Annotated in this window: 19 protein-coding genes and 1 pseudogene; 8 read left to right on the top strand and 12 right to left on the bottom strand. The window is 72.5% G+C overall.

Going from position 1 to position 26,619, the window contains the following annotated elements; translation table 11 throughout:
* Positions 1-61: 61 nt before the first annotated feature.
* Positions 62-2,356 (bottom strand): CHAT domain-containing protein, encoded by a 2,295-nt coding sequence (locus tag E1269_RS10455; RefSeq protein ID WP_131894107.1) that lies wholly within the window; start codon positions 2,354-2,356, stop codon positions 62-64.
* A gap of 360 nt (positions 2,357-2,716) precedes the next feature.
* Between E1269_RS10455 and E1269_RS10450 the strand changes: the two genes are divergently transcribed.
* On the top strand, positions 2,717-3,940 hold the full coding sequence (locus tag E1269_RS10450; protein ID WP_162606335.1) for a S8/S53 family peptidase: 1,224 nt from the start codon (positions 2,717-2,719) through the stop codon (positions 3,938-3,940).
* A gap of 485 nt (positions 3,941-4,425) precedes the next feature.
* Here E1269_RS10450 and E1269_RS10445 read toward each other — a convergent pair whose 3' ends face one another.
* Positions 4,426-5,643, bottom strand: a complete 1,218-nt coding sequence (locus E1269_RS10445) for an NAD(P)/FAD-dependent oxidoreductase (protein WP_162606334.1) — start codon at positions 5,641-5,643, stop codon at positions 4,426-4,428.
* Positions 5,644-5,705: 62 nt separating this feature from the next.
* On the opposite strand from E1269_RS10445, the gene E1269_RS10440 reads away from it, so the two are divergent.
* The 3 genes from E1269_RS10440 to E1269_RS10435 are packed head-to-tail and all read left to right on the top strand — an operon-like array spanning position 5,706 to position 8,937.
* Positions 5,706-6,299, top strand: a complete 594-nt coding sequence (locus tag E1269_RS10440) for a TetR/AcrR family transcriptional regulator (protein WP_203433319.1) — start codon at positions 5,706-5,708, stop codon at positions 6,297-6,299.
* Positions 6,300-6,344: 45 nt separating this feature from the next.
* On the top strand, positions 6,345-6,485 hold the full coding sequence (locus E1269_RS32170) for a hypothetical protein (RefSeq protein WP_162606333.1): 141 nt from the start codon (positions 6,345-6,347) through the stop codon (positions 6,483-6,485).
* Positions 6,486-6,543: 58 nt separating this feature from the next.
* Positions 6,544-8,937, top strand: coding sequence for a helicase C-terminal domain-containing protein (locus E1269_RS10435; protein WP_131894099.1), 2,394 nt, complete (start codon positions 6,544-6,546; stop codon positions 8,935-8,937).
* Positions 8,938-8,956: 19 nt separating this feature from the next.
* Here E1269_RS10435 and E1269_RS10430 read toward each other — a convergent pair whose 3' ends face one another.
* Entirely contained in the window at positions 8,957-9,952 is a 996-nt protein-coding gene (locus tag E1269_RS10430; RefSeq protein WP_131894097.1) for a helix-turn-helix domain-containing protein, read from the bottom strand.
* A 152-nt stretch (positions 9,953-10,104) separates the two neighbouring features.
* Here E1269_RS10430 and E1269_RS10425 point away from each other — a divergent pair, with 152 nt between their 5' ends.
* The 3 genes and pseudogenes from E1269_RS10425 to E1269_RS34195 form a co-directional block, all read left to right on the top strand.
* On the top strand, positions 10,105-14,502 hold the full coding sequence (locus tag E1269_RS10425) for a S8 family serine peptidase (protein ID WP_131894095.1): 4,398 nt from the start codon (positions 10,105-10,107) through the stop codon (positions 14,500-14,502).
* Positions 14,503-14,534: 32 nt separating this feature from the next.
* Positions 14,535-17,255 (top strand): carboxypeptidase regulatory-like domain-containing protein, encoded by a 2,721-nt coding sequence (locus tag E1269_RS10420; RefSeq protein WP_162606332.1) that lies wholly within the window; start codon positions 14,535-14,537, stop codon positions 17,253-17,255.
* A gap of 114 nt (positions 17,256-17,369) precedes the next feature.
* Positions 17,370-17,471 (top strand): annotated as a pseudogene (locus tag E1269_RS34195) (rhodanese-like domain-containing protein); the annotation flags it as partial.
* Here E1269_RS34195 and E1269_RS10410 read toward each other — a convergent pair.
* The 3 genes from E1269_RS10410 to E1269_RS10400 form a co-directional block, all read right to left on the bottom strand.
* A complete protein-coding gene (locus E1269_RS10410; protein WP_131894092.1) occupies positions 17,428-18,417 on the bottom strand; it encodes a threonine ammonia-lyase in 990 nt (329 codons plus the stop codon). The pseudogene E1269_RS34195 and the gene E1269_RS10410 overlap by 44 nt on opposite strands.
* Before the next feature lie 64 nt (positions 18,418-18,481).
* Entirely contained in the window at positions 18,482-18,952 is a 471-nt protein-coding gene (locus E1269_RS10405; protein ID WP_131894090.1) for a Dps family protein, read from the bottom strand.
* Positions 18,953-19,042: 90 nt separating this feature from the next.
* Complete coding sequence (locus E1269_RS10400) at positions 19,043-19,513, bottom strand: Lrp/AsnC family transcriptional regulator (RefSeq protein WP_131894088.1); 471 nt, start codon at positions 19,511-19,513, stop codon at positions 19,043-19,045.
* 449 nt (positions 19,514-19,962) lie between these two features.
* On the opposite strand from E1269_RS10400, the gene E1269_RS10395 reads away from it, so the two are divergent.
* On the top strand, positions 19,963-20,394 hold the full coding sequence (locus tag E1269_RS10395; RefSeq protein WP_203433317.1) for a PLD nuclease N-terminal domain-containing protein: 432 nt from the start codon (positions 19,963-19,965) through the stop codon (positions 20,392-20,394).
* Between the two features lie 251 nt (positions 20,395-20,645).
* On the opposite strand, the gene ccsB is transcribed toward E1269_RS10395, so the two are convergent.
* The 6 genes from ccsB to hemL are packed head-to-tail and all read right to left on the bottom strand — an operon-like array spanning position 20,646 to position 26,591.
* Positions 20,646-21,656 (bottom strand): c-type cytochrome biogenesis protein CcsB, encoded by a 1,011-nt coding sequence (ccsB, locus tag E1269_RS10390; RefSeq protein ID WP_131894084.1) that lies wholly within the window; start codon positions 21,654-21,656, stop codon positions 20,646-20,648.
* Entirely contained in the window at positions 21,656-23,266 is a 1,611-nt protein-coding gene (gene resB / locus E1269_RS10385; RefSeq protein WP_131894082.1) for a cytochrome c biogenesis protein ResB, read from the bottom strand. Before resB ends, ccsB begins: the two co-directional genes overlap by 1 nt.
* Positions 23,267-23,279: 13 nt before the next feature.
* The gene (locus E1269_RS10380; RefSeq protein ID WP_131894080.1) at positions 23,280-24,023 is read right to left on the bottom strand and encodes a cytochrome c biogenesis CcdA family protein; all 744 of its coding nucleotides are present in this window, start codon (positions 24,021-24,023) and stop codon (positions 23,280-23,282) included.
* The gene (locus E1269_RS10375) at positions 24,020-24,625 is read right to left on the bottom strand and encodes a TlpA family protein disulfide reductase (protein ID WP_131894078.1); all 606 of its coding nucleotides are present in this window, start codon (positions 24,623-24,625) and stop codon (positions 24,020-24,022) included. The genes E1269_RS10380 and E1269_RS10375 overlap by 4 nt, the downstream gene beginning before the upstream one ends.
* The gene (locus E1269_RS10370) at positions 24,625-25,272 is read right to left on the bottom strand and encodes a histidine phosphatase family protein (RefSeq protein ID WP_131894076.1); all 648 of its coding nucleotides are present in this window, start codon (positions 25,270-25,272) and stop codon (positions 24,625-24,627) included. Before E1269_RS10370 ends, E1269_RS10375 begins: the two co-directional genes overlap by 1 nt.
* On the bottom strand, positions 25,269-26,591 hold the full coding sequence (gene hemL, locus E1269_RS10365; protein ID WP_239000850.1) for a glutamate-1-semialdehyde 2,1-aminomutase: 1,323 nt from the start codon (positions 26,589-26,591) through the stop codon (positions 25,269-25,271). The genes E1269_RS10370 and hemL overlap by 4 nt, the downstream gene beginning before the upstream one ends.
* Between the last annotated feature and the right edge of the window lie 28 nt (positions 26,592-26,619).

The following is a 26,619-nucleotide window of genomic DNA, read 5'->3' as shown; positions in this document are numbered from 1 at the left end:
GTGGTTTGATGACATTCGTGTAACCCGGATCACTCTCGGTGACATCGAACCGTACGCACGGTCACGCCGCGCCGAGAGCCAGGAATGCCCACGCGGTGGCCCGGCCTCGCGGGTCCGCGGCGGCCCGACGCGCCGCGAGCAGCGCGGTGCTGAGGTCGTGGCCGGCGCGCAGCCGCTCGTGCACGGTGAGGCTGAGGTCGACGCTGCCGGCATCGCTGACCGGGACGACGCTGGCCAGCAGACCCGCGGTGCCCAGGGCCGACAGCGACGTCGTCAGGCCCAGCAGCTCGTCCGCGCCGGTCGGCGAGCCGACGCCGGACTCGCACGCGGTCAGCAGCAGCCGGTACGGCGGCGCGGCCAGCCGCTCCAGGTCGAAGACGGTGAGTGGCCCGTCGGCCAACTCCAACGCCGAGAACATCGGGTTGTCGCCGCGGTACCGGCCGTGCGCACCGACGTGCGCGAGCCAGGCGCCGTCCAGAGCGGCCAGCGCGGCCTCGGCGGTGGCGGCGTCGCCGGACAGCACCGTCGCGTCCGGGTACACGCCCGCAAGCACCCCGACCTCGGCGCCCGACGACGCGAGGTCGGCGCCGGCTATCAGCGCGACCCGTCGCCGTCCGGGCGGGTTGCTGGTGCGTGCCCGCAGCCACGCCGCCGCCGACGGCGCCACGGTGACGTCCCGCTCCCGCAACGCCGGCAGCGCGCCCCACGGGATCGCCTGCATGGTCGACGGCGGCACCAGCACCACCGGCCCGTCACCCAGCTCGGCGGCCACCGGGCCGAGCATGGTCTCCTGCAGCCTGGCCAGCCCCGGCTCGGCCGCGGCCAGCATGGCACCGGCGACGGCGTCGCCTGCCAGCGCGGCGCCGCGCAACGCGAACCGGGCGTACTCGACCTCCTCCAGCGCGCCGGCGACCTCGCCCGCCACGAGGTGCCGCAACCGGCCGTGCCTGGCCACGACGATGTGGAACCGCTCCTCCTTGAGGCCGACGATGCTCACCAGCGTCCGGTCACCCAACGCGTCGAGCAGGTCGCCGACGTCGAACCGGCGCCGGCGGCCGGTGCTGTCGCCGGCGCGGCCGTGCACGTGCCGGCGGATGCGCTCCTCCACCCGGCGTCGCTCGGCCTCGGTGTCGCCGCCCGTGCCGAGCACACTGTCCACCGAGCGCAGCCGGCCCAGCTCGGCCGCGAGCTCCCCGTCGGAGCGGGCATCGGGCCAGGGCAGCGAGTGCAGGCTGCCGCGCCACCGCTCGGTCCACCGCAGCAGCTCACGCGCGGACCCGTCGACCGCCACCCGCCGGGTCGCCAGGATCGCCAGGTCGGTGCCGTGGACGGTCGCACGGGCGCGCAGCTCAGTGGCGCCCAACGACACCGCGTGCGCATCGAGGACGTCCAGCCCGCGGGCGCACGCGTGCAGCATGCCGCGCCGGTCGCCGCGCTGCTCGGCCAGCAGCGCCTGTGCGTACCAGGCCGACGCCCGGCGCAGCGCCGAGCCGCGGTGCCGGGCAGCGGCCGCCACCCGCAGGTTCTCCGCGGCCAGCTCCGGCAGGCCCGCGGAGCGTGCCATCCGCCCGGCCAGTACCAGCGCGTCCAGCCGCTCCGACGAGTACCGGTCGGTCAGCTCCGCCGCCAGCGCGGCGGCGGAGCGGGCATGCCGCTTGGTGACGTGGCCGGTCGCGGCCTGCGCCCGGAGGACGACGACGCGCGCGTGCCGCGCGGCGTCGCGGTGGCCCTGCCGGGCGCTGGATCGCGCTGCCTTGCGGGCCAGGTCGATGGCGCGCTCGTGGTTGCCCGCGGCCAGGTGCACGATGGCCGCGGCGATGAACCCGTCGGCCCTCCGCAAGGCGGCGTCGCGGGTGCTCTCCAGCCGCGCCACCATCTCGTCGGCCGTCCGGGCCGCATCCTCGGTCAACCCGGCCGCCAACTGCACGACGGCCAGGTCCCGCACCACCTCCGGCGGCACCACGCCGAGCTCCTCATACCTCCGCCGTGCGTCGTAGAGCAGTCGCAAGGCACGTGGCAAGTCGCCCAGGCGATGTGCGCAGTCGCCACGGTTGTGGACGACGATCGTCGCGAGGTAGTCCTGTCCGCCAGCCTCGGCGAGGCCCTGCGCCGCTGCCAGCGCCTCGTCGGCCTCGCGGTACTCGCCCAGCCCGGAGAGCGTGTAGCCGAGGTTGATGCGGGCGCGAGCCTCCCATACGGAGTCGCCGCGCCTGGCGAGGATGGACACGGCGTCGCGGCTGTCCTTCTTGGCCTCCTCGAGACCGCCGAAGAAGAAGTGAGCGGCGGCGCGTCGAACGAGGATGCGAGCCCGATCGAGGTCGTCCGCCGTGCTCAGCGCATTCTCGAAGGACGCCATGGCCGGACGGCGCCGGCCCGCAAGGGCCAGGATCGTGCCCAAACTTGCTTCGAGGTCTGACGCCCGCTCATCGAGACCGTGGCTCCGGCAGAGAGCGACTGCCCGACGAATGGTCCGAATGGCACGCCGCAGCTCGCCGCGTTCGCGTTCCACGATCGCGATGGCCTGGAGGGCGTACGTCCGGTCGACGACATCCGCGCCGTCTGCGAGCACACGCTCGGCCCGGCGAACCGCCTCGGCGGGGCTCGACATGGCCAACGTGGGCAAATCGGCCGCGGCCGATATGTTCGCCGTACTTCCGATGCCCACGTGCCGATGCTAAACATGTAGCCATTTGCCAGGATCATGACAGGGGGAATCATGGAACGCGATCGTGACAGGCTTCACGAGGAGTTCGACCGGCTGCGCGACAACAGCGCCCGTCGCACGAAGAATCGGGGGTTCGAACTCGCCGCCAGGTGGAACCGCGACGAGACCGAGATCGAGTTTCTGTACCGGCAGGGCCAGTTGATCTGCGACGAGCGCGACCTCGACGACGTCCTCGCCGCCTTCGACAAGCTGCGGCTCGACCGGCCCGAGGTCTCGGAGGGACCCGTGGGCCTGGTCGTCATACACCTCCCCGGCACCGACGCCTACGAGGTAGCCGCGAAGCTGGCCGGAGAGCTGGGTGACGAGCGGATCGTCGCTCCCAACCATGTGCTGGATGCGCAGGGCCATATGGCCATGTGTCCGGCCACCGAGCCCATTCCGCTCTACGGGCCGATCCCGGAGCTCGGTGAACCCGTCGGACAGGGCGAAGCGCGCGTCGCCGTCGTCGACACTGGCTTCCTCCCCGAGGTGGCGAAGGACTCCGGCTTCGAACGCTTCGCCGCGGTGAAGAAGTACGAGGTCGACGACGACGTGTTCGTACCGGGCACCGACCAGATCCGCCCCTACGGCGGCCACGGCACGGCGGCGACCGCCCGGCTGCTCGCGGTCTCCGGTGCCCAGTCGGTGAGTGTCGAGGTGCGCGACTGCCTGATCGGCGGTGCCGTCGACGAGCTGGCCATCGTCGAGGACCTGGAGAAGGTCGTGCATGCCGGCGTCGAGGTCATCAGCGTCCAGGCCGGCCTCTATGCCCGCCCCGGCAACACGCCCAAGGCGTTCGACATGTTCTACCGCCGCGTCCTGAGCCGGCACCCGAAGACCGTGATCGTCGCCGCGGCCGGCAACCACGGTACCGACGTGCCGTTCTGGCCGGCGGCCTATAGCTGGACGACCGCCGTCGGCTCGCTGACGCGCAATGGCGACTCCCGCACGTCGTGGTCGAACTTCGGATACTGGGTCGACACCTACACGTCGGGCGAGAGCACCGTGGTCCCGTTCCCGAACGGCAGCTACACCTATGTCGACAAGACGTCGACGCGGTTCACGAACGGACACGCCATCTGGTCCGGCACGTCGTTCGCCACCCCGGTGGTCGCCGGCCTGATCGCCCGCCGGATGGTCGAGCGCGGCGTCGACGCACCGGTGGCACGACACATCGTGCTGCAGGAAGCAGCCATCGGGGCGCTGCCGCAGACCGGCCCGCGGTTGATCATCTGACGCGGCCGGGCCTCGACCGGCTCCCTTGATCAGCGGTCCGGCGGCCGGTGCTTGCGGTACGTACTGGCCCCCGGACCGTCTGGAGCTCCCATCACGCAGCCGTCCGAACCGATCGCCGTCAGGACCGAGCCCGGGACGGGCCGGAGAGGTTCGATCCGAGGCGCCGGCGACTGGGTCGAGTCCATGACAAGCACGGCGAGCTGCTGTGCCGCGCCGCCGACCTCGACGTGGTGCTGTCGTCCTTCGCCGCGGCCGGCCTGGAGCGTCCCGATCGTGTGACCAGCCCGCTGCCGAGACTGCGGGTCCTGCACGTGGGCGACCGGGACGCTGCTGAGCTGGCCGACGCATTGGCCGGCGCGATTCGACGATGGTTTCGGCGCGGTGACCCCGGACTCCGAGCCTGACGGTCTCGTCTATGCCCGGGACACGACGATCATCGAGCCGTACGGCGGGCACGGGATCGCCGCGCCCGCTCCGCCCGGTGGTCAGCCGATCAGCCGGCGCCAGCCCGCCGCGCCGATCAAGGGCAAGACGGTGCGCGGCGTGAAGAACCGGTCGGCCGGCACGGTGCCGGACAGCGCGCCGAAGAACCGCTCGGCATCGGCGGGCCGATCCGCGAGCGCCGCGAACATCAGGTGATCGACGCGGCGGGACCGTAGCTCGGCGAGCCGGAGGGTGAGGTCGAACATCGGCCGCACGGTACGGTCGCGCAACCGGTGCCGCTCGGCGAGTGCGGCCGCGAGCGGCAGAGACCCACTGAGTCCGGCGACGACCGCGTGGGCCAACGACTCCGCGTCGGCCAGGGCGTGCGCGATCCCCTGAGCGGACACCGAGTCCATGACGGCGCCGGCGTCGCCGACCAGCGCCCAGCCGGGACCGAACGAGGTGCGCAGGACGTTGGGCTGATCCGGCGTCGTGCGCAACCGCTCGGCGCGGACACCGGCGCGCACCCGCGCGCCGAGGTCGCCGCAGCCGTCGAGTTGCCGCAGGTGATGACCATCGAGGTCGCGCCGGGCGGCGGCGAACTCGCTCAGCGGGCTTGCGACGTACACCATGGTGAGGTCGTCGTTGGTGGGGAACGCCGCGGCGGCACACCCGGGACGGTGGTAGAGCTCGCCGCCATCCAGAGGGACACCGGACCAGTAGCCGTAGCTGGCGAACGTGCGCACGGATTGCTCCCGGTAGGCGACAGCACCCACGGCGGCAGCGACAAGCGAGCGCTTCCCGTCCGCCCCGACGACCAGCTGACTCGTCTCGGTCACCTCGGGGCCCCTGCCGCACCGTCCGCGTACTCCTGCGACGCGGCCGTCTCGCCACACCAGTCGCTCAACGCGGAACCGTTCGCGGATCTCGGCCCCGGCGGAGCGGGCCGCATCGGCGAGGACGGTGTCCAGCAGCGTGCGCCGTGGACTGAACATGGCGTCGACGCCTCCGGATGCGGGGAAGGCGCCTGCCAGGACGATCCGCCCGGCGTCGAACCGCACCGCCCGGGTCGGGGGTGTCCCGGCGGAGCGGAGCCGACCGAGCAGACCCCAACGGGCCAGGCGCGCGACCGCAGGCACCTGCACCTGGTGCGAGGAGACGGTGTCACTGGGGAATGCCGCCCGGTCGACCGCGAGTACCCGCAGCCCGGCCCGGGCCAGCAGCATCGCGGTGGTGGAACCTGCCACCCGCGCGCCGACCACGATCACGTCGTAGGGCACGACGACCCCCTCGGAGACCCACCATACGTAGCCGTATGGTATCCGTACGGTACCGTATGGCAATGGTCGGCAGCGACGCAAGCCCTCAGCGACGGCTCACCAAGGACGACTGGACCGACGCTGCGCTGGCCGCCATCGCCGAACGTGGCGTTGCCGCGGTCGCGATCGAACCGATCGCCGCCCGCCTCCGAACCACGAAAGGCAGCTTCTACTGGCACTTCGCCAACCGTGAGGCCCTGCTGGACGCCGCCCTGGCCCGCTGGGAGGAGCGGACCACCACCGACGTGATCGGCGAGATCGCGGATCTTTCCGACGACCCCGTCACGCTCCTGCGTCGTTTGATCGCCCGAGTGATCGGCATGACCGAACGCGACGCCGTCGGCCCGGCGTTGCTCGCCACGGCCGGCGAGCCGCGAGTGTCGTCCGTACTCGCCCGGGTCACCGCCGCACGCATCGACCTGATCGTCTCCCTCTTCCAGCGGATGGGATTCCCGCCGGACGACGCGCGCCGTCGCGCGCTGCTCGCGTACAGCGCGTACCTAGGACACGGCGAGCTCGCGCATTCCACGCCAGGCGTCCTGCCGGCCGATCCCGACGAACGGCACGCCTACCTGGAGGATGTCGTACTCATCCTGACGGGGCGTCCGCATCGGTGAACCGCACCTTGGCCGGCGACGGCGGTGCCCGGTAATGTCGCGCATGTGACGGTCGAGCGACGCAAACCACTCGAGATTCCGGTAGACCCCGACATCACGGAGGAGCTGCGAGCGGCGGACAGCGAGGCGCGGGCCGAGGCGGCCGAGCGCAGCGCCGAGCTCCTGGAACGGCTGCGCCAGCTCTGAGCGCCGACGAGCGGCCGCAGGTCGCGTCACGCCTGATGAACGCCGTACCGTAGAGCGGGTGACCGGGAACGACACGCCCGCGCGCAGCCTCGCGGAGGATCTGCGTGCCCGGGCAGACGACGAGCTGGCCGCGCTGCTGCGCGCCCGGCCCGACCTGCTTGTCCCGGTCCCGGTCGACGTCAGCCAGCTGGCGGCGCGCGCGACCACGCGCGCCTCGGCGGTGCGGGCGCTCGATCGTCTCGACCGTTTCACACTGCAGGTTCTCGACGCCCTCGTCGTGCTGCCGTCGCCGGTGGGGGTGGACGGCGTGCGCGCGGCGCTGCCGCTGGCCGGGCCCGAGGCGGGCTCCGTCGACGTCTCCCTGGGCACGCTGCGCGCGCAGGCCCTGGCGTGGGGGCCCGACGACGACATTCGGGTGCCGCACATCGTGCGCGAGATCCTGGGCCCGCATCCGGCCGGGTTGGGACCGCCGGCGCGGCAGGCGCTGCTGGCGCTGTCGCCGAGCCGGCTGACCACCATCATGCGTGTGCTCGGGTTGTCGTCGAACGGCGACCACGGCGCCGCCGCCGAAGCGCTCGCCACCTACCTGAGCGATCCCACCACCCTCAGCGCACTGCTCGACCAGTTGACCGACGACGCCCGCTCCGCCCTCGCGGCGCTGACGCCGGGGCCGCCCACCGGCCGCATCGACGACGCCCTGCGCGACGTCGACAGAGAGTCCGCGCGGACGCCGATCGACCAGCTGCTCGCGCTGGGCCTGCTGGTGCCGGTCGACTCCGCCACGGTCGTGCTGCCCCGCGAGATCGCGCTGCACCTGCGTGGCGGCGTACACACCGACGTCCTCACGGCGCCGCCGCGGCCGCCGGTCACCGAGCGCAATCCCGACACCGTCGACCGGACCGCCGGCGCGGGCGCGTTCGACCTGGTCCGCAAGGTCGAACTGCTGCTCGACACCTGGTCGGCCGAGCCGCCGGCGGTGCTGCGCACCGGCGGGCTGGGCGTACGCGACCTGCGCCGCCTGCCGGAGCTGCTCGACACCGACGAGGCCGGCGGGGCGCTGATCGCCGAGATCGCGCTCGCCGCCGGTCTGCTGGCTGCCAGCGACGACGTCGACGAGGTGTGGCTGCCGACGCCGGAGTTCGACGCGTGGCGGCGCGAGGAGCCGGCGCGGCGCTGGGCCGTCCTGGCGCGGGCTTGGCTGACCACCACCCGGGTCGCGGGCGTGGCCGGCAGCCGCGACGAGCGCGATCGTCCGGTGGCGCCACTGGGCCGCGACCTCGAGCGCCCGGCCGCGCCGGAGTACCGGCGGCTGGCTCTGGAGGAACTGGCCGATCTGCCCCCGGGCTCGGCGCCGGACCTCGTCGGTGTGCTCGGTGCCGTCCAGTGGCGACGACCGCGGCGCGGCGGCCGGTTCCGCGACGACCTCGTCCGCTGGACGCTGCGCGAGGCCGAACAGGTCGGCGTCACCGGCATGGGCGCGCTGGCCTCCTTCGTCCGCCCGCTGCTGGCCGGCCGGGTCGACGACAAGGCCGTCGGCGCCGCGGCCGACGCCATCCGCGCCTGCCTGCCGCAACCGCTGGACCACGTGCTGCTCCAGGCCGACCTCACCGCCGTCGCACCCGGACCGCTGCGCTCTGACCTCGAGCGCGAGCTGACCCTGATCTCCGACGTCGAGAGCCGCGGCGGCGCGTCGGTGCACCGGTTCACCGCCGGGTCGCTGCGCCGGGCCCTGGACGCCGGGCGGTCCGCGGCCGACGTGCACGAGTTCCTCGCCGCCATCTCCCGGACGCCGGTGCCGCAGCCGCTCACGTACCTCGTCGACGATGTCGCCCGCACGCACGGCCAGCTGCGGGTGGGCAGCGCGCAGTCGTTCGTCCGCTGCGACGACCACGCCGTGCTGGCCGCCATCATGGCCGAGCCGCGGGCGTCCAGCCTGGGCCTGCGGCGGCTGGCACCCACCGTGCTGGCGTCCTCGCTGCCGGCCAACACGCTGGTCGAGCGGCTGCGGCAGCTCGGGTTCAGCCCGGTGCCGGAGGCGGCCGACGGCTCCATCGTCATCGGGCGCGCCGAGCCGCGCCGGGCGGTGGTCCGGACCGTGCCGCGGCCGGGGTTCGCCGAGCCGTCGGTGCCGGAGGAGACGCTTTTGGGGGCGGCGGTCCGAGCGCTGCGGGCCGGCGACCGCTCACGCGCCGAGCGTCCGCCCGACGCCGCACCCGGCCGGCTGGGCCGTACCGGCGCCGCCGCCACGCTGGCCGACCTGCGTCGTGCCCTGGAGAGCGGCACCACGGTCTGGATCGGCTACGTCGACCACCACGGCGCCACCACCGAGCGGCTGGTCGACCCTGCCCGGCTCGAGGGCGGCTGGCTGTCCGCGTTCGACCACCGCAGCGGCGAGGTCCGCTCGTTCGCGGTGCATCGCATCAGCGGGGTCGCCCCCGTCGACGTCGCCTGACGCGCTGACGAAGCCGCGCTCATACCCAACCGCGGTGAGCGGCCTCGACGACGAGGCCGACCCGGGTGGTGGTGCCCAGGCGCTGCTGCAGCTCGGTGATGCGCCGCTGCACGGTCCGCCGACCGACGCCGAGCTGGCGGCCGATGGCGTCGTCCTTGACCCCGGACGCGATCAGCCCGAGCAGCAGGTGCTCGTCGGGCCCGAGGATCTCGTCGAGCCCGCCCGGACGGGCCAGGTTCACCGTCGCGGCGGCGTTCCAGAGCGTCTCGAACAGTGCGCACAGCGCGTCCAGCAGCGACGACGCGTGCACCAGCAGCGCGCCGGTGCTCTCCTCGACCCGCAGCGGCAGCATCGCCACCTGGCGGTCGGCGATGGCGAGCTTCATCGGCAGCTCGGCCATCGCCCGGGCCTGCTCGCCGGACTCCATCAGCTCGCTCAGCGCGCGGACCTTCGCCGGCTCGGCGAGCGCCTGCTGGTCGTAGAGGCCGCGGTAGCGCACCCCAGCCGCCAGCATGCGCAGCTCGATCTCGATGTTGCCCTCGATGGAGCCCACGTACGGCGGCTTGTCGAAGACCATGACCTCCGAGCGCGCCGACAGTTGCAGTTGCTCGAACCGCTGCACGATCGCGGCCGGCTCGGTGACCAGCTGGAGCGCGTCCGCCGGAGATGTCACCAGCAGGTTCTCGCGATACCTGTGCTGGAGGCGGTGCACCTCGGCCCGGACCTCCTGCAGCTCTTGCTGCCGGTGCATGAGCAGCGGCTCGAACGCCACCTCCGGTGGCGCCGCGGTGAACCGGGCTGGCCGGGTGGCGGTACGCCCGGCCAGCCCTGCCGCCTCCAGCGACTGCACCGCGGCCAGCACCTCGCGCTCGCCCCAACCCACCCTGCGGGCGAGGTCGCCGCTGGCGGCCGGGCCCAGGTCGAGCATCGCGCGGTAGACCGTCTCCTCGGCCTGGGTCAGTCCGATGCCGGACAGGCGGCTGACCGGTTCGGGATCTGGCGGGTGCGATGTCATAGCTGAGACGTGACTCTAGTGCGTCACGTCTCAGGTCGTGCGTTCCCGCGACGGCGCCGATAGTTTCGCGGACACGTGTCGGCATCACCCCTCTTGTGCTGATTCGTGCCGCCGATGACGCGGCTTCCGACTCGTGATCCGAGGAGCTCCGCGTGAGGCACACCCCGAGGCGTCCGGCCGCGGCCGCCGTACCCGCCCTGCTGGCCGCAGTCCTCTTGGCCGGCACCGCCCAGGCCGTTCCTCCGCAGGCCGGTCACCCCGACCCGGCGACCCCCTCCGCAGCACCGGAAGCGAAGATCGATGCCACCCTCGCCGACGAGCTGGACGACCTGGAGGACGGCGACGGCGCCGACTTCCTCGTCACGTTCGACGACGAGGCCGACCTCACGGCCGCGGCCGCCATCGAGGACTGGGACGAGCGCGGTGCCGCCGTCCTCGACGCCCTGACGACGACCGCCGAGCGCAGCCAGCGCGCCGTCCGCCAGCAGCTCGACCGCGCCGGCGTGGACTACCACGCCTTCCACGTCACCAACGCGATCTACGTCTTCGAGGGCTCCGAGGAGCTCGCCGGCCAGCTCGCCGGGCGGACCGAGGTGGTCGAGCTGACCCCGGCCGGGGAGTACGCACTACCCGAGCCGCGCCACGAGGCGATGACGCTGAGCGTGCAGGACGCGGTCGAGTGGGGCATCGAGGACATCCGCGCGGACGACGCCTGGGTCGACTTCGGCACCCGCGGCGAGAACATCGTCATCGGCAGCGTCGACACCGGTGTGCAGTTCGACCACCCTGCACTGGTCGACCAGTACCGCGGCAACAACGGCGACGGCACCTTCGACCACGACTACAGCTGGTACGACCCGACCCAACTGTGCGCCGGCAGTGTCCCGCAGCCGTGCGACAACGATGGGCACGGCACTCATGTCACCGGCACCATGACCGGCACCGGCGAGGGCGCCCAGATCGGCGTCGCGCCCGGCGCACGGTGGATCGCGGCCAAGGGCTGCGAGGGCGACGGCTGCTCCGGCTACGCCCTGCTCGCCGCCGGCGAGTGGATGCTGGCACCGACCGATCAGAACGGCCTGAACCCGCGGCCGGACCTGCGCCCGCACGTCGTCAACAACTCCTGGGGCGGCACCACCACCGAGCGGTGGTACGACGACCTGATCGAGGCCTGGATCGCCGCCGGCATCTTCCCGGCCTTCGCCAACGGCAACGCCGGCCCGTGGTGCGGCAGCGCCAACAACCCAGGCGACGCAGCGGTGACCTACAGCGCCGGCATGCACGACGCCAACGGCGTGATCGACGCGCAGTCCAGCCGCGGCCCCGGCGCCGAGGGCGAGACCAAGCCGGACATCTCCGCACCGGGCGTCGCCGTGCGCTCGTCGGTCCCCGGCGACAGCTACGCCAGCTGGAGCGGCACGTCGATGGCGACGCCGCACCTGTCCGGCGCGGTGGCGCTGCTGTGGTCGGCCGCGCCGGCCGTGGCCGGCGACATCGAGGCCACCCGGGCACTGCTCGACGAGAAGGCGATCGACGTCGACGACACGACCTGTGGCGGCACGGCGACGGACAACAACGTGTACGGCGAGGGGTACCTCGACATCTACGCCGCCATCGAGGCGGCACCGCGCGGTGACACCGGCGTGCTGCGCGGCACGGTCACCGACGCCGCCACCGGAGAGCCGCTGGCCGGCGCGACCGTCACCGTCGCCGGCCCGTCCGACCGCAGGCTCACCACGGCGCCCGACGGCACCTGGTCGGTGCAGACGCCGGTCGGCGAGTTCGACGTCACGGCCTCGGTCTTCGGCTACGCCGACGCCGGCGGCACCGCCACCGTCCGCACCGACGAGACCACCACGCTCGGGCTGGCCCTCGAACCGCGCGAGACCGCGCTGCTCACGGGCACCGTGACCGAAGGCTCGGACCACGGCTGGCCGCTCTACGCCACGATCACCGTCGACGGCGTCCCCGACGGCACGTACTACACCGACCCGGTGGACGGCAGCTACGAGATCGAGCTGCCCGCAGGCGACGCCTACGAGGTGACCGTCGCCGCCGAGTACCCGGGCCACGTCGCTGAGACCACCCAGGTCGAACTGACCGGGGACACCACCCACGACGTCGCTCTCACCGCGGACCAGTACGCCTGCACCGCCCCGGGGTACGCGCAGCGCGACCGCGACACCGTCTACACCGAGACGTTCGACCCGAACGCCGCGCCGCCCGGCTGGAGCGTCGTCGACCACGTCGGCAACGGCCAGGTCTGGCAGTTCCCGCACGGCGACGACCGCAACCGCACCGGCGGCGAAGGCAACTACGCCTCGGTCTTCAGCGTCTGGTATCCCCAGGACGGCCGGCAGGACACCGACCTGGTCTCCCCGGTCATCGACCTCACCGGCGTCGACACCCCGGCGCTGTGGTTGAAGACCAACTACTCCTCGGCCGCCAGCGTCGGCATCGACCTGTCCGTCGACGGGGGCACCACCTGGGAGACGGTCTGGGAGTACAGCGGCCTCGTCGGGATCACCGACGAGCTGCAGGTCCCGATCCCGGCGGCGGCCGGTAGGCCCGACGCGCGGCTGCGCTTCACGTTCGACTCCGCGTTCAGCGGCCGGTGGCAGGTCGACGACGTCGTGGTCGGCCAGCGCAACTGCGACACCGTCGACGGTGGCATCGTGCTCGGACACGTCCACGACGCCAACACCGCGGCACCGATCGTCGGTGCGACGGTGACCGGCGACCTGGCTCCGCCGGCCGAGCTCACCGCCGTCGCCACCCCCGACGACGCGGGCCTCGACGACGGGTTCTTCTGGAGCTTCGCGGCGGCTGGGGAGCGGCAGCTCACGGGTAGCCGAGCCCGCTATGCGGATGAGATGGCCACCGTGGCGGTGACCGCCGACAGCGTCACGCCGGTACGCCTCGACCTGCCGGCGGGCCTGGTCACCCTCGACGACGGCGGTGGCGTCGACGCCACCGCCGAACTGGGCTCCAGCACGACCGCGACCATCACCGTCGCCAACGAGGGCAGCGCACCGGCCACCGTCGACCTCACCGAGCGTCCCGGCACCGCGGCCCCGGTCGCCCAGGGCGCCGGCGCGCCGACGCAGCGGATCAGCGGCAACTTCAGCACCGGGCCCGACCTGGAGCCCGGTGTCGCCACCGGGACGGCCCAGCAGGCGACGCCGCCGGCCGGTGAGCCGATCGCACCGTGGGCGTTGCTGACCAGCTACCCGTCCGCCGTCTACGACAGCGCCGTCGGGTACCACGACGGCCGGCTGTACTCCTTCGGTGGCAGCAACGGCGGCGGCGCCACCGCACAGTCCTACGTGTACAGCGACGCGGCCGGCGAATGGGAGCCGCTCGCCGCCATGCCGCGCCCCCGGCAGCGCCCGTACGGCGGCTTCGTCGGCGGCAGGTTCTACGCGGCCGGCGGCTGGAGCACCACCGGCGCACAGCGGGTGGACGTCGACGTCTACGACCCGAACACCGACACCTGGTCGACCGGTCCGACCATGCCCCAGGCGATGACCAGCGCCGGCTCCGCGGTCCACGACGGCAAGCTCTACGTCGTCGGCGGCTGTCCAGGCGGCGAATGCGGCGACCAGACGGTGCTCCGGCTGGACCCGGCGGCGGGCCGCTGGGAGCAGGTGGCCGACTATCCGGAGGAGGCGGCGCTGCTGTCGTGCGGCGGCATCGGCGACAAGCTCTACTGCGCCGGCGGCGTGCGCGGCCTGGAGGCCAACGACCTCTCCTCCGCCTACGCCTACGACCCGGCCACCGACACCTGGGAGCGCGTCGCCGACCTGCCGATGCCGCTGTGGGGGTCGGCCGCGACGGCCGCCGACGGCAGGCTCCTCATCTCCGGCGGCGTCACCGAGGGCGACAGGGTCATCACCAACGAGGGCTTCGCCTACGACCCTGCGACCGACACCTGGTCGTCCATCCCGAACGCGCCCCTCCCGCTCTACCGGGCCGGCAGCGCTTGCGGCCTGCACACCGTCGGCGGCAACGCCGGCAGCGCGCTGACGGCGGCGACGGCGCTGCTGCCGGGCTGGGCGAATTGCGGCTCGACCGACGCGGTCGGCTGGCTGTCGACCGACCCGGCGACGGTGACCCTGCAGCCCGGTGAGACGGCCGAGGTGACGGTGACCCTGGACGCGTCCGCGGTGGAGCAGCCCGGCGAGCTCACCGCCGCCCTGGTGGCCCGCGACGACACCCCGTACGACGCCGCCGGGGTCCCCGTCCACTTGACGATCGCCCCGCCGGACACCTGGGGGCAGCTGGGCGGCACGGTCAGCGGGCAGGCCTGCGACGGAACGGTGGCGCCACTGCCAGGTGCGGTGGTCCAGCTGGAGACCGCCACCGGACCGCGCACGCTGCTCACCGACCGCGAGGGCGAGTACGGCACGTGGTTCGACCGCTCCGCCAACCCGATCGAGCTGATCGTGGTCAAGAGCGGGTGGCAGCCGATCACGGCGACCACCCGGGTGCGCCCGGGCAAGCCGGCCATCAAGGACATCACCCTCCGCCAGTCCGGGTGCGGCCGATGACCGCCCGGCGCCACCGACAGGGAGCAGCGCTGATGAGGCACCCTCGCACGACCCGCGCCCGCCGGGCCCTGGCCATGATCGCGGCCGCCGGCGTGGCCGGCGCCGCCCTGGTGACGGGGTCCACCGCCGCCGCGGAGGAGGCTACGGCCGCCGTCACCGGGACCGTCCGCGACGGCTCCGGGCAGGGTTGGCCGCTGTGGGCCCAGGTCAGTGTCGAGGGCCAGCCAGACGCCACCACGCTCACCGACCCGGCGACCGGCGAGTACCAGCTCGACCTCCCGCCGGGTACCCACACGGTGACGGTGACCAGCCGGTACCCGGGCTACGAGCCGGTTACGACGCAGGTCGAGGCCGGCGCCACCGCGGACGTGGTCCTCGCGATCGATCCGGCACGCTGCTTCGCCCCCGGCTACCAGCTGGAGTCCGCCGGGGTGGCGGCGAGCTTCGACGACGGTCTGCCGGACGGCTGGAGCGTCGTCGACGGCATCGGCGACGAGCAGGTCTGGCGGTTCGACGACCCGGGCGAGCGCGGCAACCTCACCGGCGGACGGGCCGGGTTCGCCATCGTCGACAGCTACTTCTACAGCTACCCGAACCGGCAGGACACCTCCCTGGTGACGCCGGTGATGGATCTCACCGACCTTGCCGCACCGGAGATCGGCTTCGCCAGCGACTTCGACACCTTCGTCTACGACAGCGGCGCCGCCGGCATCGCGGACGTCGACCTGTCTCTCGACGGCGGCGCCACCTGGGAGACCGTGTGGCACCAGGTAGAGCCCGTACGTGGTCCTGGCGCGGAGGTCGTGCCGATCCCGCAGGCGGCCGGGCAGGACGAGGTCCAGGTCCGGTTCCGCTACCACGAAGGGCCGTACACCGCCGCCAACTGGTGGCAGCTCGACGACGTCTATGTCGGTGACCGCAGCTGCGCCCCGATCGACGGCGGGATGGTCACCGGCCACGTCACCGACGGCAACACCGGCGAGCCGGTCGCCGGCGCGAGCGTCGGAGCCGCGGACGGCACCGCCTCGACCACCAGCGCGGACGACGGCTTCTACTGGCTGTTCGTCCCCGGCACCGGCTCCCGCGAGCTCACCGCGTCGCGGCTGCAGTACCGCGAGGCGCCGATCACCGCCGACGTCGTCACCGGCACGACCGCGACGGCGGACGTCGAGCTCGGCGCCGGCATGCTGACCACGAGCGTCACGTCGCTCGACCTCGACGCGGAGCTGGGCGAGCCGGCCACCGCGACCGTCACGGTCACCAACGACGGCACCGAGCCCACCGGCGTCACGCTCGCCGAGCGGCCGGGGTCATTCGTCCCGCGCACCGAGGACCACACGCGCGGCGAGCAGACCGCCGCCACTCCAGGTACCGCCGCCGAGGTCGCGGCGACCGCCTGGCAGGCGCTGCCCGACTATCCGGTGGACATCGTCGAGAACGTCGCCGGCATGCACGACGGCAAGATCTACTCCGTCGGCGGACGCAGCGGGTTCGATATCGGCATCACCCGCGGGTGGGTGTACGACCCCGCCGTCGGCAGCTGGGCGACACTGCCCGCGATGCCCACCGGACGGTCCGCTCCGGTCGGCGAGTTCATCGACGGCAAGTTCTACGTCACCGGCGGCCGCGAGCCCGGCATCTACGAGAGCGGCATCTCTGAGGGCACCGACGTCTACGACCCGGCCGCCGGCACCTGGACCACCGAGCCGGGCGCCCCGATCCCGGTCACCGGCGGGGGCAGCTTCGTCCTGGACGGCAAGCTCTACGTGGTCGGCGGCTGCCTCAGCAGCGAAGACGAGGACTGCGGCACCGACGACGTATTCCGGTACGACCCCGCGACCCGAAAGTGGGACCAGGTCGCCGACTACCCCGAGCCTATCGCGGAGCCCATGTGCGGCGCGATCGAGGCGAAGGCGTACTGCGCGGGCGGCTTCCTGATCCGCGTCCCCACCATGACCTCCGCGTACGAGTACGACCCGAAGATGGACACCTGGACGCCGGTGGCGCCGCTGCCGCTCGACCTCGCCGCCGCCGGGCACACCGTCGCCGACGGCAAGCTGCTGGTCTCCGGCGGCGTCAACGGCGGGCGCTACCACGACTCCGTCACCGCCGGCTTCGCCTACGACCCGGTCACCGACGCGTGGAGCGAGCTGCCGGCCACCGCGAACAACCTGGCTCGCGGCGGCAGCACCTGCGGCTTCACCCGGGTCGGCGGCGGGTTCGCCGGCTACGCCGAGAGCCCGTTCGTCGAGACGCTGCCCGGCTACACCGACTGCGCCAGCGACCGTGACGCGGCCTGGTTGGAGACGGCGGCACCGGCGACGACGCTGGCGCCCGGCGAGAGCATGGAGGTGACGTTGACGGTGTCCGGCGACGAGCCCGGCGCCTACAACGGCACGCTCCTGGTGCGCGGCGACGACACCCCGTACGACCAGCGCGAGGTCGACCTGGTCCTGGACACAGTGGCGCCGCGCACCTGGGGTGCGGTGTCCGGCACCGTCTCCGGGGTGGCCTGCGACGGGTCCACCGTCCCGCTGAGCGGCACGGACGTGTGGATCGAGGCCCGCGACGAGACCCACGACCTGCGCACCGGCGCCGACGGCTCGTACACCCTGTGGCTGCCGGTGGGGCAGAACCCGCTACGGGTCTTCGCCGGCAGCGACGTCTGGGTTCCACGGACGGTGTCGGCTCGGGTGGCGCCCGGACGGGTCACCGAGCTGGACCTCACCCTGCGCCGGATCAGCTGCCCGTGACGCCGCTGTCCGTGGTGCCGGAGAGGACGAAGGAGATCAGCGGCGAGGAGTAGATGACGGAGGTGGTGACGCTGCCGAGCGCGGCCAGCCTGCCGGCGATCTCCTCCAGGTGTGAAGGCCGCCCTGCGCCTGGCCCGGCTCGGCCGGCCGGTCAAGAAGATGATCGGCGGCGTCACCGGCTGGCTGGACGAGGGGTCCAGCCTGCGGCGTCCATGAGGACCTTCGCCAGCAGCGTCGGGTCGGCGTTGCCGCCGGAGACGACGGCCACGCTCCGGCCGAATCGGCCCGGGTCGGTCAGGAACGCCGCGGTGGTCAGCGCGCCGGTTGGTTCGGCGACGATCCGGCCGCGGGTGGCGATCGCCGCCATGGCGGCCAGGATCGCGTCCTCGGGCACCGTCACCACCTCGTCCACATGGGCCTGGATGTGCCGCCACGTCAGCTCCCCGACCACTGGGAGCCGGACGCCGTCGGCGATGGTGCGGTAGGTGCGCTCGGGGTCCCAGCGAACCCGCTCGCCGCGGGCCAGGCTCTCGGCGAGGTCGGCGGCAAGCTCTGGCTCGACGGCGACGACGCGGGCGCTCGGAGCCGCCGCGGCCATCGCGACGGCGATGCCCGAGATGAGCCCGCCGCCGCCGACCGGGACGAGGACGGTGTCGACGTCCGGCAGGTCCGCGGCGATCTCCAGCCCGACCGTTCCGCCGCCGGCGATCACCCCGGGGTGGTCGAACGGTGAGATGAACGTGAGACCGCGTTCGGTTCGCAGCTGCTCGACCCGGCTGTCCCGCTCCGCCGACGGCACCATGATGACGTCGGCGCCGAGTGCCCTGGTAGCCGCCACCTTCAACGGTGCCGCCGCGTCCGGCATGACGACGGTGGCCGGGATGCCCTGTGCCGCCGCCGCCCAGGCCAATGCCTGCGCGTGGTTGCCGCTGGAGTGGGTGACGACTCCGCGGGCTCGCTCGTCGTCGTCCAGCAGGGCGACGGCGTTGAACGCGCCGCGCAGCTTGAAGGCGCCGGTGGTCTGCAGGCCCTCCGGCTTCAGCCACAGCTCACCGCCGGCCCAGGCCGCCGGCACCAGCGGTGTGCGCACCGCGACGCCGTCCAACCGGCCGGCCGCCGCACGTACGTCGTCGATCGTGACCAGGCCGGAGGCGTCGGGCATGATGCTCACCGTTTTCCGTTCCACAGCGACTCGGGACGGGAGCATCATCGCCCATGCTCGTCGGTCAGGACCGCTCGGCCTGCCACATCCAGTACTGCTTCTCCAGCTCCTCGACGACGTCGAGCAGGATGTTGTTGCTGACCGGGTCGGCCTGCTCGACGTCCTGCGCGCGCTGGCGCATCCGCGCGATGAGACCTTCGTACAGCCCGGTGAACGCCGCCACGACGTCGTCGTCGCGGATCCAACCCGCGTCGAGGCGGGTGATCTGGGTGTCGCGCGCGATCGTCTCGGCCCGGCCGTCTGCGGGGCTGCCGACGGTGGCCGAGCGCTCGGCGACGATGTCGGCGTGCTTGCGTGCCGCGTCGACGACCTCGTCGAGCTGGAAGTGGATTGTGCGGAACCGCGGCCCGACGACGTTCCAGTGCGCCTGCTTTCCCAGCAGCGACAGGTCGATGAGGTCGATCAGCGCGTCGCGCAGCGCCTCGGTCACGACCTTGTAGGCATCGTCCGTCAACGGACTGTTGATCGTGGGCATGACCCCTCCCTTGCGTGGTTGTGCTCGCTCGTACCCGTCAGGTACCAACACGCGATCCGTTACCCACAATCCCGGGCTGGACGCACCCCGTCAGCGGCTGCCGACCAGCTCCTCGTCGCTCGCTTCGACCTGCCGGTCCTCGAAGCGGGCAGAGATGATCAGCGTGGTCCGGGTGCGCGCGACGCCCTCGACGCGCACCAACCGGTTCAGCAGCCGCTCCAGACCTTCGACGTCGCCCACTCGGACCTTGAGCATGTACGCCTCGTCACCGGCGATGAACCAGCAGTCCTCGACCTCGGGGACGTCCTCGAGCCGCGCACCCACCTCGTCGTGACCCGCCGAGTCCGACAACACGAGGCCGATCAGGGCGGTCAGACCCAGCCCGAGCGCGGTGGGATTGACGGTGGCGCGGTAGCCGGTGATGACGCCGCGCTCCTCCAACCGCCGGACCCTCTCCTGGATGCTCGGCCCCGACAGCCCGACCAGCCGCCCCAACTCGGCGTATGAGGCGCGGCCATTGGCCCGCAACGCCGCCACCAAACGCGCATCGACGGTGTCCATGACGCTCCATCCTCGCAGTGCTCGTCAGCGGGTCGGCAACGTGGTGAGCATCACCCGTACCGAGATTGATCTGTTACGTCTTCGTAATTTAGAATCCTAGGGGCAAAAGCAAGTTTGCCTTAGATACTCTTATGATTTTGCCTGAAGGAGCACAGTTGTACAGCTTGGAACTCGCCAAGGCCCGCCTGGATGACCTTCGCCGCGAGGCGGAGCAGGCGCGCCGGGTGTCCGCCGCCCGAGCCGGTGCGCGCCCGCGCCGCCGGTTCTTCACCTGATCGCGTTCTCACGACCCGTACCGCGCCGCGCACCCCAGCCGGGGGCGCGGCGCGATGGTCTCCGAGGAACGGCGGGGCCTCCGGGGTGCGGTTCGACCGGCGGCTCACCTAGTCTGGTGGCAGGAACGGACATAGGCTGGGGAGGTCTTCACGGTGGGTCGGGTACTACCAATCGTGGTGGCGATCGCGCTGCTGGTCTATGCGCTGATCGATTGCCTGCAGACCGACTCCGCGCGATTCCGGTCGCTGAACCGTGTGATCTGGCTGGCCATCATCGTTCTCGTCCCGCTCATCGGGCCCATTCTGTGGCTGACCATCGGCAAGGTCCGCGAGTCGCGCCGACCCGCCGCCCCAGCGCCACGGCCCGTCGCCCCCGACGACGACCCCGAGTTCCTGCGGCAGCTACGCGACATCGACACCCGCCACGAGAAGATGCTCGGCGAGTGGGAGGCCGACCTCCGCCGCCGTGAGCAGCAGATCCGCCGCGACGACAAGCCCGGGGACGAGCCCACGAGCGAGCAGGAGCGCAAGGACGCCGAGGCCGAGCTGCGCAAGCGGGAAGACGAGTCCCGCCACGGCGGCGACGACGAGGACGACTCCCGCTGACCAGCCATTGCCCGTCATCCCGGCGCCCCGCCGGTGCGCCCCCCGGCCGGCCCAGCACGACGTCGCGGGCGCCTTTGCAATGAGCGCCTCTGAGCCAGTGTGAACCGGCCCGTCGATGGCCCACGGGCATCACGAGGCCTATGCGCGCACCACGATGCTCACAAGCATGGTGCGACACGAGATTTCGTGGTGAACGTGATCATTTCGAGGTCTCGCGCCCCCGGATCGGGGCGGACGTGACCGCTTCCGGTCTACAGGCCGCCGTAGGAGTGCAAGCCGTTGAAGAAGATGTTCACGCCGAAGTAGCTGAACAGCACGGTGGCGTAGCCCACCAGGGAGACGATCGAGGCCTTGGAGCCCTTCCAGCCCGCGGTGGCTCGCGCGTGCAGGTAGGCGGCGTAGGCGAGCCAGGTGATCAGCGCCCACACCTCCTTGGGGTCCCAGCCCCAGTACCGGCCCCATGAGACCTCGGCCCAGACGGCGCCGAGGATGAGCGGCCCGAACGTCCAGATCGGGAACGCGACGGCGGTGAGGCGGTAGCTCAGCCGGTCCAGGGTGGACGACTCGGGCAGCGCCGCGCCGAACCCCGTCGTCCGGCCCTGGGCCGCGGCCCGCTCGGACACGATCTGCAGGCCGCTGACGACGGCGGAGACGGTGAACAGGCCGAACGCGACGACGGCGGCGCCCACATGCACGACGAGCCAGTACGAGCGCAGCGCCGGCACCAGCGGCCCCGGCGGCACATAGAGCAGGGTGACGGCCAGGCCGAGGGTGACGAAGATCAGCAGGACGGCCCAGACGGCCACGGCACGGCCGACGACGGTGCGGGCCAGCACGAGGAAGACGAGCGACGCGACGAGCGCTCCGGTGATGGAGAACTCGTACATGTTGCCCCACGGCGCCCGGCTGGTGCCGATGCCGCGCATGGTGACGCCGGCGGCCAGCACCACCGTGGCGAGGACCAGCAGCGACCGGCCGTTCCGCCCGGTTCGCTCGGCGCGCTCGAGCAGGCTCTCGGGGGCGCCAGCCGCCGGGTCGGCGTCGTCGGACACCCCGCCACCAGCGGAGCCCGAGCCGGCGCCAGCGCTCACGCCCACGAGCTCCGTCGCCGGCGTGTCCACCGCGGCCGTAGCCTCGAGCAGGCGACGGATGCGGCTGCGCAACCCGGCCTCGGCACAGAACGCCAGCCAGGCGCCCAGGTACACGAAGACCGAGAGAGAGACGACGTAGCGGCTCCACTCGGCGACGGCGTCGAGGTCCATCAGCTCTCCCTCTCCCCTTCCGCGCCGTTCAGGCGCAGCAGCAGCCCATCGGTGACGGCACCGATCTCGTCGGTGAGGCGATCGGCGCCCGAGCCCTCGGTGCGGTGCAGCCCCGCGACCTCGACCACGGTACGCCCCTCGGCTCCGACGCTCGCACGCACCCAGGCCCGCCGCCGGCGCACGTACAGCGAACCCATCAACCCGATCACCGCGGTGACCGCGCCGATGAGGGCGATCTCGCGTCCGGAGTTGCGCCCGATCTGCAGGTTGACCCAGGTCACGTAGCCGTCGAAGGTGATGTAGTTGCCGTCGGGCAGCTGGATGGTCTCGCCGACGGTCAGCTCGGCCCGGAACGGCTCGCCGTCGGCCCGCACGTACTGCTCCATCGCGGAGGTGTCGAGCCGGTACACCGACTGCGGCTGGCCGTCGTCGAGCCCGAGGTCGCCGTGGTAGGCGGTCAGGTACACCGCGGGGTTGCGGGCGCCGGGGAAGACCGAGCGCGGGCCGTTCTGGTCGACCTCCGCCGTGGGCAGGAAGTACCCCTGCAGGCCGATGTCCTCGCCCAGCTCCGGCGGCACCTCCACCTTGACCACGCCGCTGGAGGTGAAGTTGCCATCCTCGGGCAGGAACGGCACCGGGCCCTCCGCGAGCACCGTCTGGTCCGGCGAGCGGATGGTGAACGCGGGCGCGTAGCCGGGGTTGAGGATGTGGACGGACGTGCCGTCGATGTCCAACGGCTCGTTGACCCGGATGGTGTGCGACTCCGGCTCCGCGCCGGGCTCGGGCACCACCGTCACCGACGCTTCGTAGTTGTCGGCCTGGCCCAGCTGCGCGCCGGAGTCGACGAACTCCATCTGGAACGACTCGACGTCCATGGAGAACGGCGGCAGGTCGGTGGTGTCGAACAGCGCCCCGGCCGAGAAGCTGTCGAACTGGATCACCTGGTTGCTGAATCCCGAGCCCTCCGTCACCAGCACCGTCGCCCGGTAGCTGAACAGCCCGCCCAGGGCCACCGCCAGCAGCACCACGACGACGGACAGGTGAAAGATCAGGTTGCCGGTCTCACGCAGGTGCCCGACCTCGCCGGCGACGGAGTCCGCCTCACCCTCCGTGCCGGCCCGGCGCAGCCGGTATCGCCGCGACCGCAGCTCGGCCCGGGCCACCGCGAGCACCTCGTCCGGCGCCGCGTCGACCTCGACCTGGCGGTAGGCGGGCATCCGCGACAGCCGGCGCGGCGCCTTGGGCGGCTGGGCCCGGATCGCCTTCCAGTGCTGCCAGCTGCGCGGCAGGATGCAGCCGATCAGCGACACCATCAGCGCCAGGTAGATGGCGGCGAACCAGGGCGCGGAGAAGACGTCGAACATCCCGAGACGGTCGTACCACTCCGAGAGCGTTGGATTGCGGGCGCGGAAGTCGCGGACCTGGAGCGGGTTGACATCGGTCTGCGGGATCACCGAGCCGGGGATCGCCGCGACCGCGAGCAGGAACAGCAGGATCAGCGCGACCCGCATGGACGTCAGCTGCCGCCACACCCAACGGGCCAGCTCCAGCCCGCTCAGCGGCGGCGGCCGCTTGTCCACCGGCGGCCGCTGGTCGGTCTGCGTCGTCATCGACCCCACACCCCTACACCGCCACGTCGAAGCCGCGGACCCAACCCTGCATAGAGCCCATCAGCTCGTTCCACGCCCCGGTCACCAGCAGCACCCCCAGCACGATCAGCATGACGCCGCCGGCGCGCATCACGGCCCGCTGATGCCGGCGCACCCACCCGAACCACCGGGCGGCCCGCTGGTAGGCGACCGCGGCAGCCAGGAACGGCAGCCCCAGCCCCACACAGTAGGCGAACGACAGCAACGCGCCTCGACCGGCGCTGGCCTCGTCGAACGCGAGGAACTGCACCGCGGAGAGGGTCGGGCCCATGCACGGTGTCCAGCCGATGCCGAAGACCGCGCCCAGCAGCGGCGCACCGGCCAGCCCGACCGCCGGCCGGACGTCGGTGCGCCAGTCGCGCGAGAGGCCCGGCAGCCAGCCGGCGAACAGCAACCCCAGCACGATGGTGACCACGCCCAGGACCCGCGTGATGACGTCGCCGTGCTCCAGCAGCAGGCTGCCCAGGCCACCGAAGAGCAGGCCATACGATACGAACACAACGGTGAAGCCCAGGATGAACAGGCAGACGCCGAGCAGGACCCGGCCCCGGCGCCCGGCCGCCAGCTCCGCACCGGACAGCCCGGTCACGTAGCCGAGATACCCCGGCACCAGCGGCAGCACGCACGGCGACAGGAACGACACCAGCCCGGCCAGCGCTGCGACCGGGATGGCCAGCGCCAGCGAACCGGTCAGAACTGTGTCGCCGAAGGTGTTCACGAACTCTCAGCGGGCCCCTCCGCCGCGATCTCGGTGACGATGTCGCGAAGCGACGCCTCGCCGATGCCGCCCAGGATGCGGGCGGCGATGCGGCCCTCGCGGTCGATCACCAGTGTGCTTGGGATGGCGCTGGGCGGGACGGTGTCGCGGAAGGCCAGCAGCGCGTCGGCCTTGGGATCGTAGACACTCGGGTACGTGATGCCGAACTCGTCCTCGAACGCGGTGGCCGCCCGCTTGCTGTTGTCGCGAATGTTGACGCCGACGAACTGCACGCCGTCGCCGGCCACCGTCTCGTACACGGCTTGCAGGTCGGGTGCCTCCTTGCGGCACGGCGGGCACCACGAGCCCCAGATGTTGAGCACGACGACGTCGCCGGCGGCCTCGGCCAGGCTGAACTCGCCACCGTCGAGCAGCTCACCGCCGAACTCCGGCGCGGGTTCGCGCTCGGAGGGCTCGTAGATGCCGATGGTGCCGTCGCCGGCGATGTAGCCGGCCTGGTTGGCGTTGTCGCTGCGCTCGACCTGCCCGTCGCTGCAGGCGGCGACCATCAAGACGGCGACGACGGCGACGACGGACGTCGCGGCGCGCGCGAGCCGGCGCATCAGGCACCCGCCGAAAACGGTTTGCCGGCCCGCGGCAGGAGGTCGCCGGCGGGCTCGGTGTAGGCCACGGACACGACGGTGTCGCCCTCGTACGTGACGGTTGTCAGGCTGGCCAGCGCGCATTCGCGGCGGCGCGGATCGTGCCAGAGCCGGCGCCCCTCGATGGCGCCACGCACCGTCCAGATCGGCAGCTGATGCGACACCAGCAGCGCCTCGTGGCCGGCGGACGCGCGGCGGGCGTCGTCCATGGCCGCCAGCATCCGGACGGCGATCTCGCGATACGGCTCGCCCCAGGAAGGGCGGAACGGGTTGCGCAGGTTGCGCCAGTGCCGCGGGTGCCGCAACGAGCCGTCGCCGACGCCGAAGGTCAGCCCTTCGAACACGTTGAGAGCTTCGAGCAGCCGGTCGTCGAGCCGAACCTCCAGGCCCAGGGCGGCCGCGATCGGTGCCGCGGTCTCACGGGCACGCTCCAGCGGCGAGCTGGCCAGCAGCACGACGTCGCGGTCGGCGACGGCGTCGGCCACCCGCTGCGCCATCGCCTGACCCAGCTCGGACAGGTGGTACCCGGCGAGCCGGCCGTAGAGCACCTTCGTCGGGTTGTGCACCTCGCCGTGCCGCAGCAGGTGCACCTTCGTCGTCTCCGTCACGACACCACCCCTGCGCCACCGGCGGCAGCGGCCGCAGCGGCTGCCGCCGGCAGGGCCTGCGCGATGCGGTCCAGCGCCCGGCCGTCGTGCGCGGCGCTGACGAACCACGCCTCGAACGCCGACGGCGGCAGGTAGACCCCGGCGGCCAGCAGGGAGTTGAAGAACGCGCCGAACCGCCTGGTGTCGGTGCGCTTGGCGGACGTGAAGTCGGTGACGGGACCGGTGTCATCGACGAAGAACACGCTGAACAGGTTGCCGGCGTACTGGACGACGTGCGGAACCCCGGCCGCGGACAGTGCCTCGCCGACGAGGTCGCCCACGGCCTTCGCGGTGGAGTCCAAATGGGCGTAGACGGCGTCGTCGGCCAGCCGCAGCGTGGCCAGGCCCGCCGTCGTCGCCACCGGGTTACCCGAAAGCGTGCCGGCCTGGTAGACCGGGCCGGCCGGCGCCAGCAGTCCCATGATGTCCGCCCGGCCGCCGAACGCGGCGGCCGGGAAGCCGCCGCCCATCACCTTGCCGAAGGTGGTGATGTCCGGGGTGACGCCGTCGAGGCCGTGCCAGCCCGAGCGCGACACGCGGAAGCCGGTCATGACCTCGTCGAGCACGAGCAGCGCGCCGTGCTCATGGGCGGTGTCGAGCAGGAAAACGTTGAAACCGTCGCCTGGCGCGACGGCGCCCATGTTGCCAGCGGCGGCCTCCGCGATGACGCAGGCGATCTGGTCGCCGTGCTCGGCGAACGCCGCCTTCACCGCCGCGGTGTCGTTGTACGGGAGCACGATGGTGTCACCGGCAGAGGCGCCGGTGACGCCGGGGGTGTCGGGCAGCGCGAACGTGGCCACGCCGCTGCCCGCCGCGGCCAGCAGCGTATCGACGTGCCCGTGGTAGTGGCCGGCGAACTTCACCACCTTCTCCCGACCGGTGGCGCCGCGGGCCAGCCGGATGGCGCTCATGGTGGCCTCGGTGCCGCTGGAGACCAGCCGCACCTGCTCGACGCTGGTGCGCGCGACGATCTCCTCGGCCAGCTCCACCTCTGGCCGGGTTGGCGTGCCGTACGAGGTGCCGCGACCGACCTGGGCGCGGATCGCCTCGACGATGGCCGGATGCGCGTGTCCGAGGATCATCGGCCCCCACGAGCCGACCAGGTCGACGTACTCGCGCCCGTCGACGTCGTAGAGATAGGCGCCGCTGGCGCTTTCGATGAAGCGGGGCGTCCCGCCAACGGCCTGGAACGCCCGCACCGGTGAGTTGACCCCGCCGGGCGTCACGGCCCGCGCACGGTCGAACAGCTCCGCACTGCGCGGCACGTCGTCGTAGGTCACCAGGCCATTCTCGCAAGCTGCACGATCA

The sequence above is a fragment of the Jiangella asiatica genome (assembly GCF_004349065.1).
Lineage (GTDB): Bacteria > Actinomycetota > Actinomycetes > Jiangellales > Jiangellaceae > Jiangella > Jiangella asiatica.
This window is presented reverse-complemented; position numbering and strand designations above follow the sequence as displayed.

Coding starts and splice junctions, on each gene's coding strand:
- E1269_RS10455 (WP_131894107.1), bottom strand. CDS start 2,356: ATGGCGTCCTTCGAGAATGCGCTGAGCACGGCGGACGACCTCGATCGG.
- E1269_RS10375 (WP_131894078.1), bottom strand. CDS start 24,625: ATGCGCCGGCTCGCGCGCGCCGCGACGTCCGTCGTCGCCGTCGTCGCC.
- E1269_RS10420 (WP_162606332.1), top strand. CDS start 14,535: ATGAGGCACCCTCGCACGACCCGCGCCCGCCGGGCCCTGGCCATGATC.
- E1269_RS10430 (WP_131894097.1), bottom strand. CDS start 9,952: ATGACATCGCACCCGCCAGATCCCGAACCGGTCAGCCGCCTGTCCGGC.
- E1269_RS10450 (WP_162606335.1), top strand. CDS start 2,717: ATGGAACGCGATCGTGACAGGCTTCACGAGGAGTTCGACCGGCTGCGC.
- E1269_RS10400 (WP_131894088.1), bottom strand. CDS start 19,513: ATGGACACCGTCGATGCGCGTTTGGTGGCGGCGTTGCGGGCCAATGGC.
- ccsB (WP_131894084.1), bottom strand. CDS start 21,656: ATGGACCTCGACGCCGTCGCCGAGTGGAGCCGCTACGTCGTCTCTCTC.
- E1269_RS10440 (WP_203433319.1), top strand. CDS start 5,706: ATGGTCGGCAGCGACGCAAGCCCTCAGCGACGGCTCACCAAGGACGAC.
- E1269_RS10405 (WP_131894090.1), bottom strand. CDS start 18,952: ATGCCCACGATCAACAGTCCGTTGACGGACGATGCCTACAAGGTCGTG.
- E1269_RS10410 (WP_131894092.1), bottom strand. CDS start 18,417: ATGCCCGACGCCTCCGGCCTGGTCACGATCGACGACGTACGTGCGGCG.
- resB (WP_131894082.1), bottom strand. CDS start 23,266: ATGACGACGCAGACCGACCAGCGGCCGCCGGTGGACAAGCGGCCGCCG.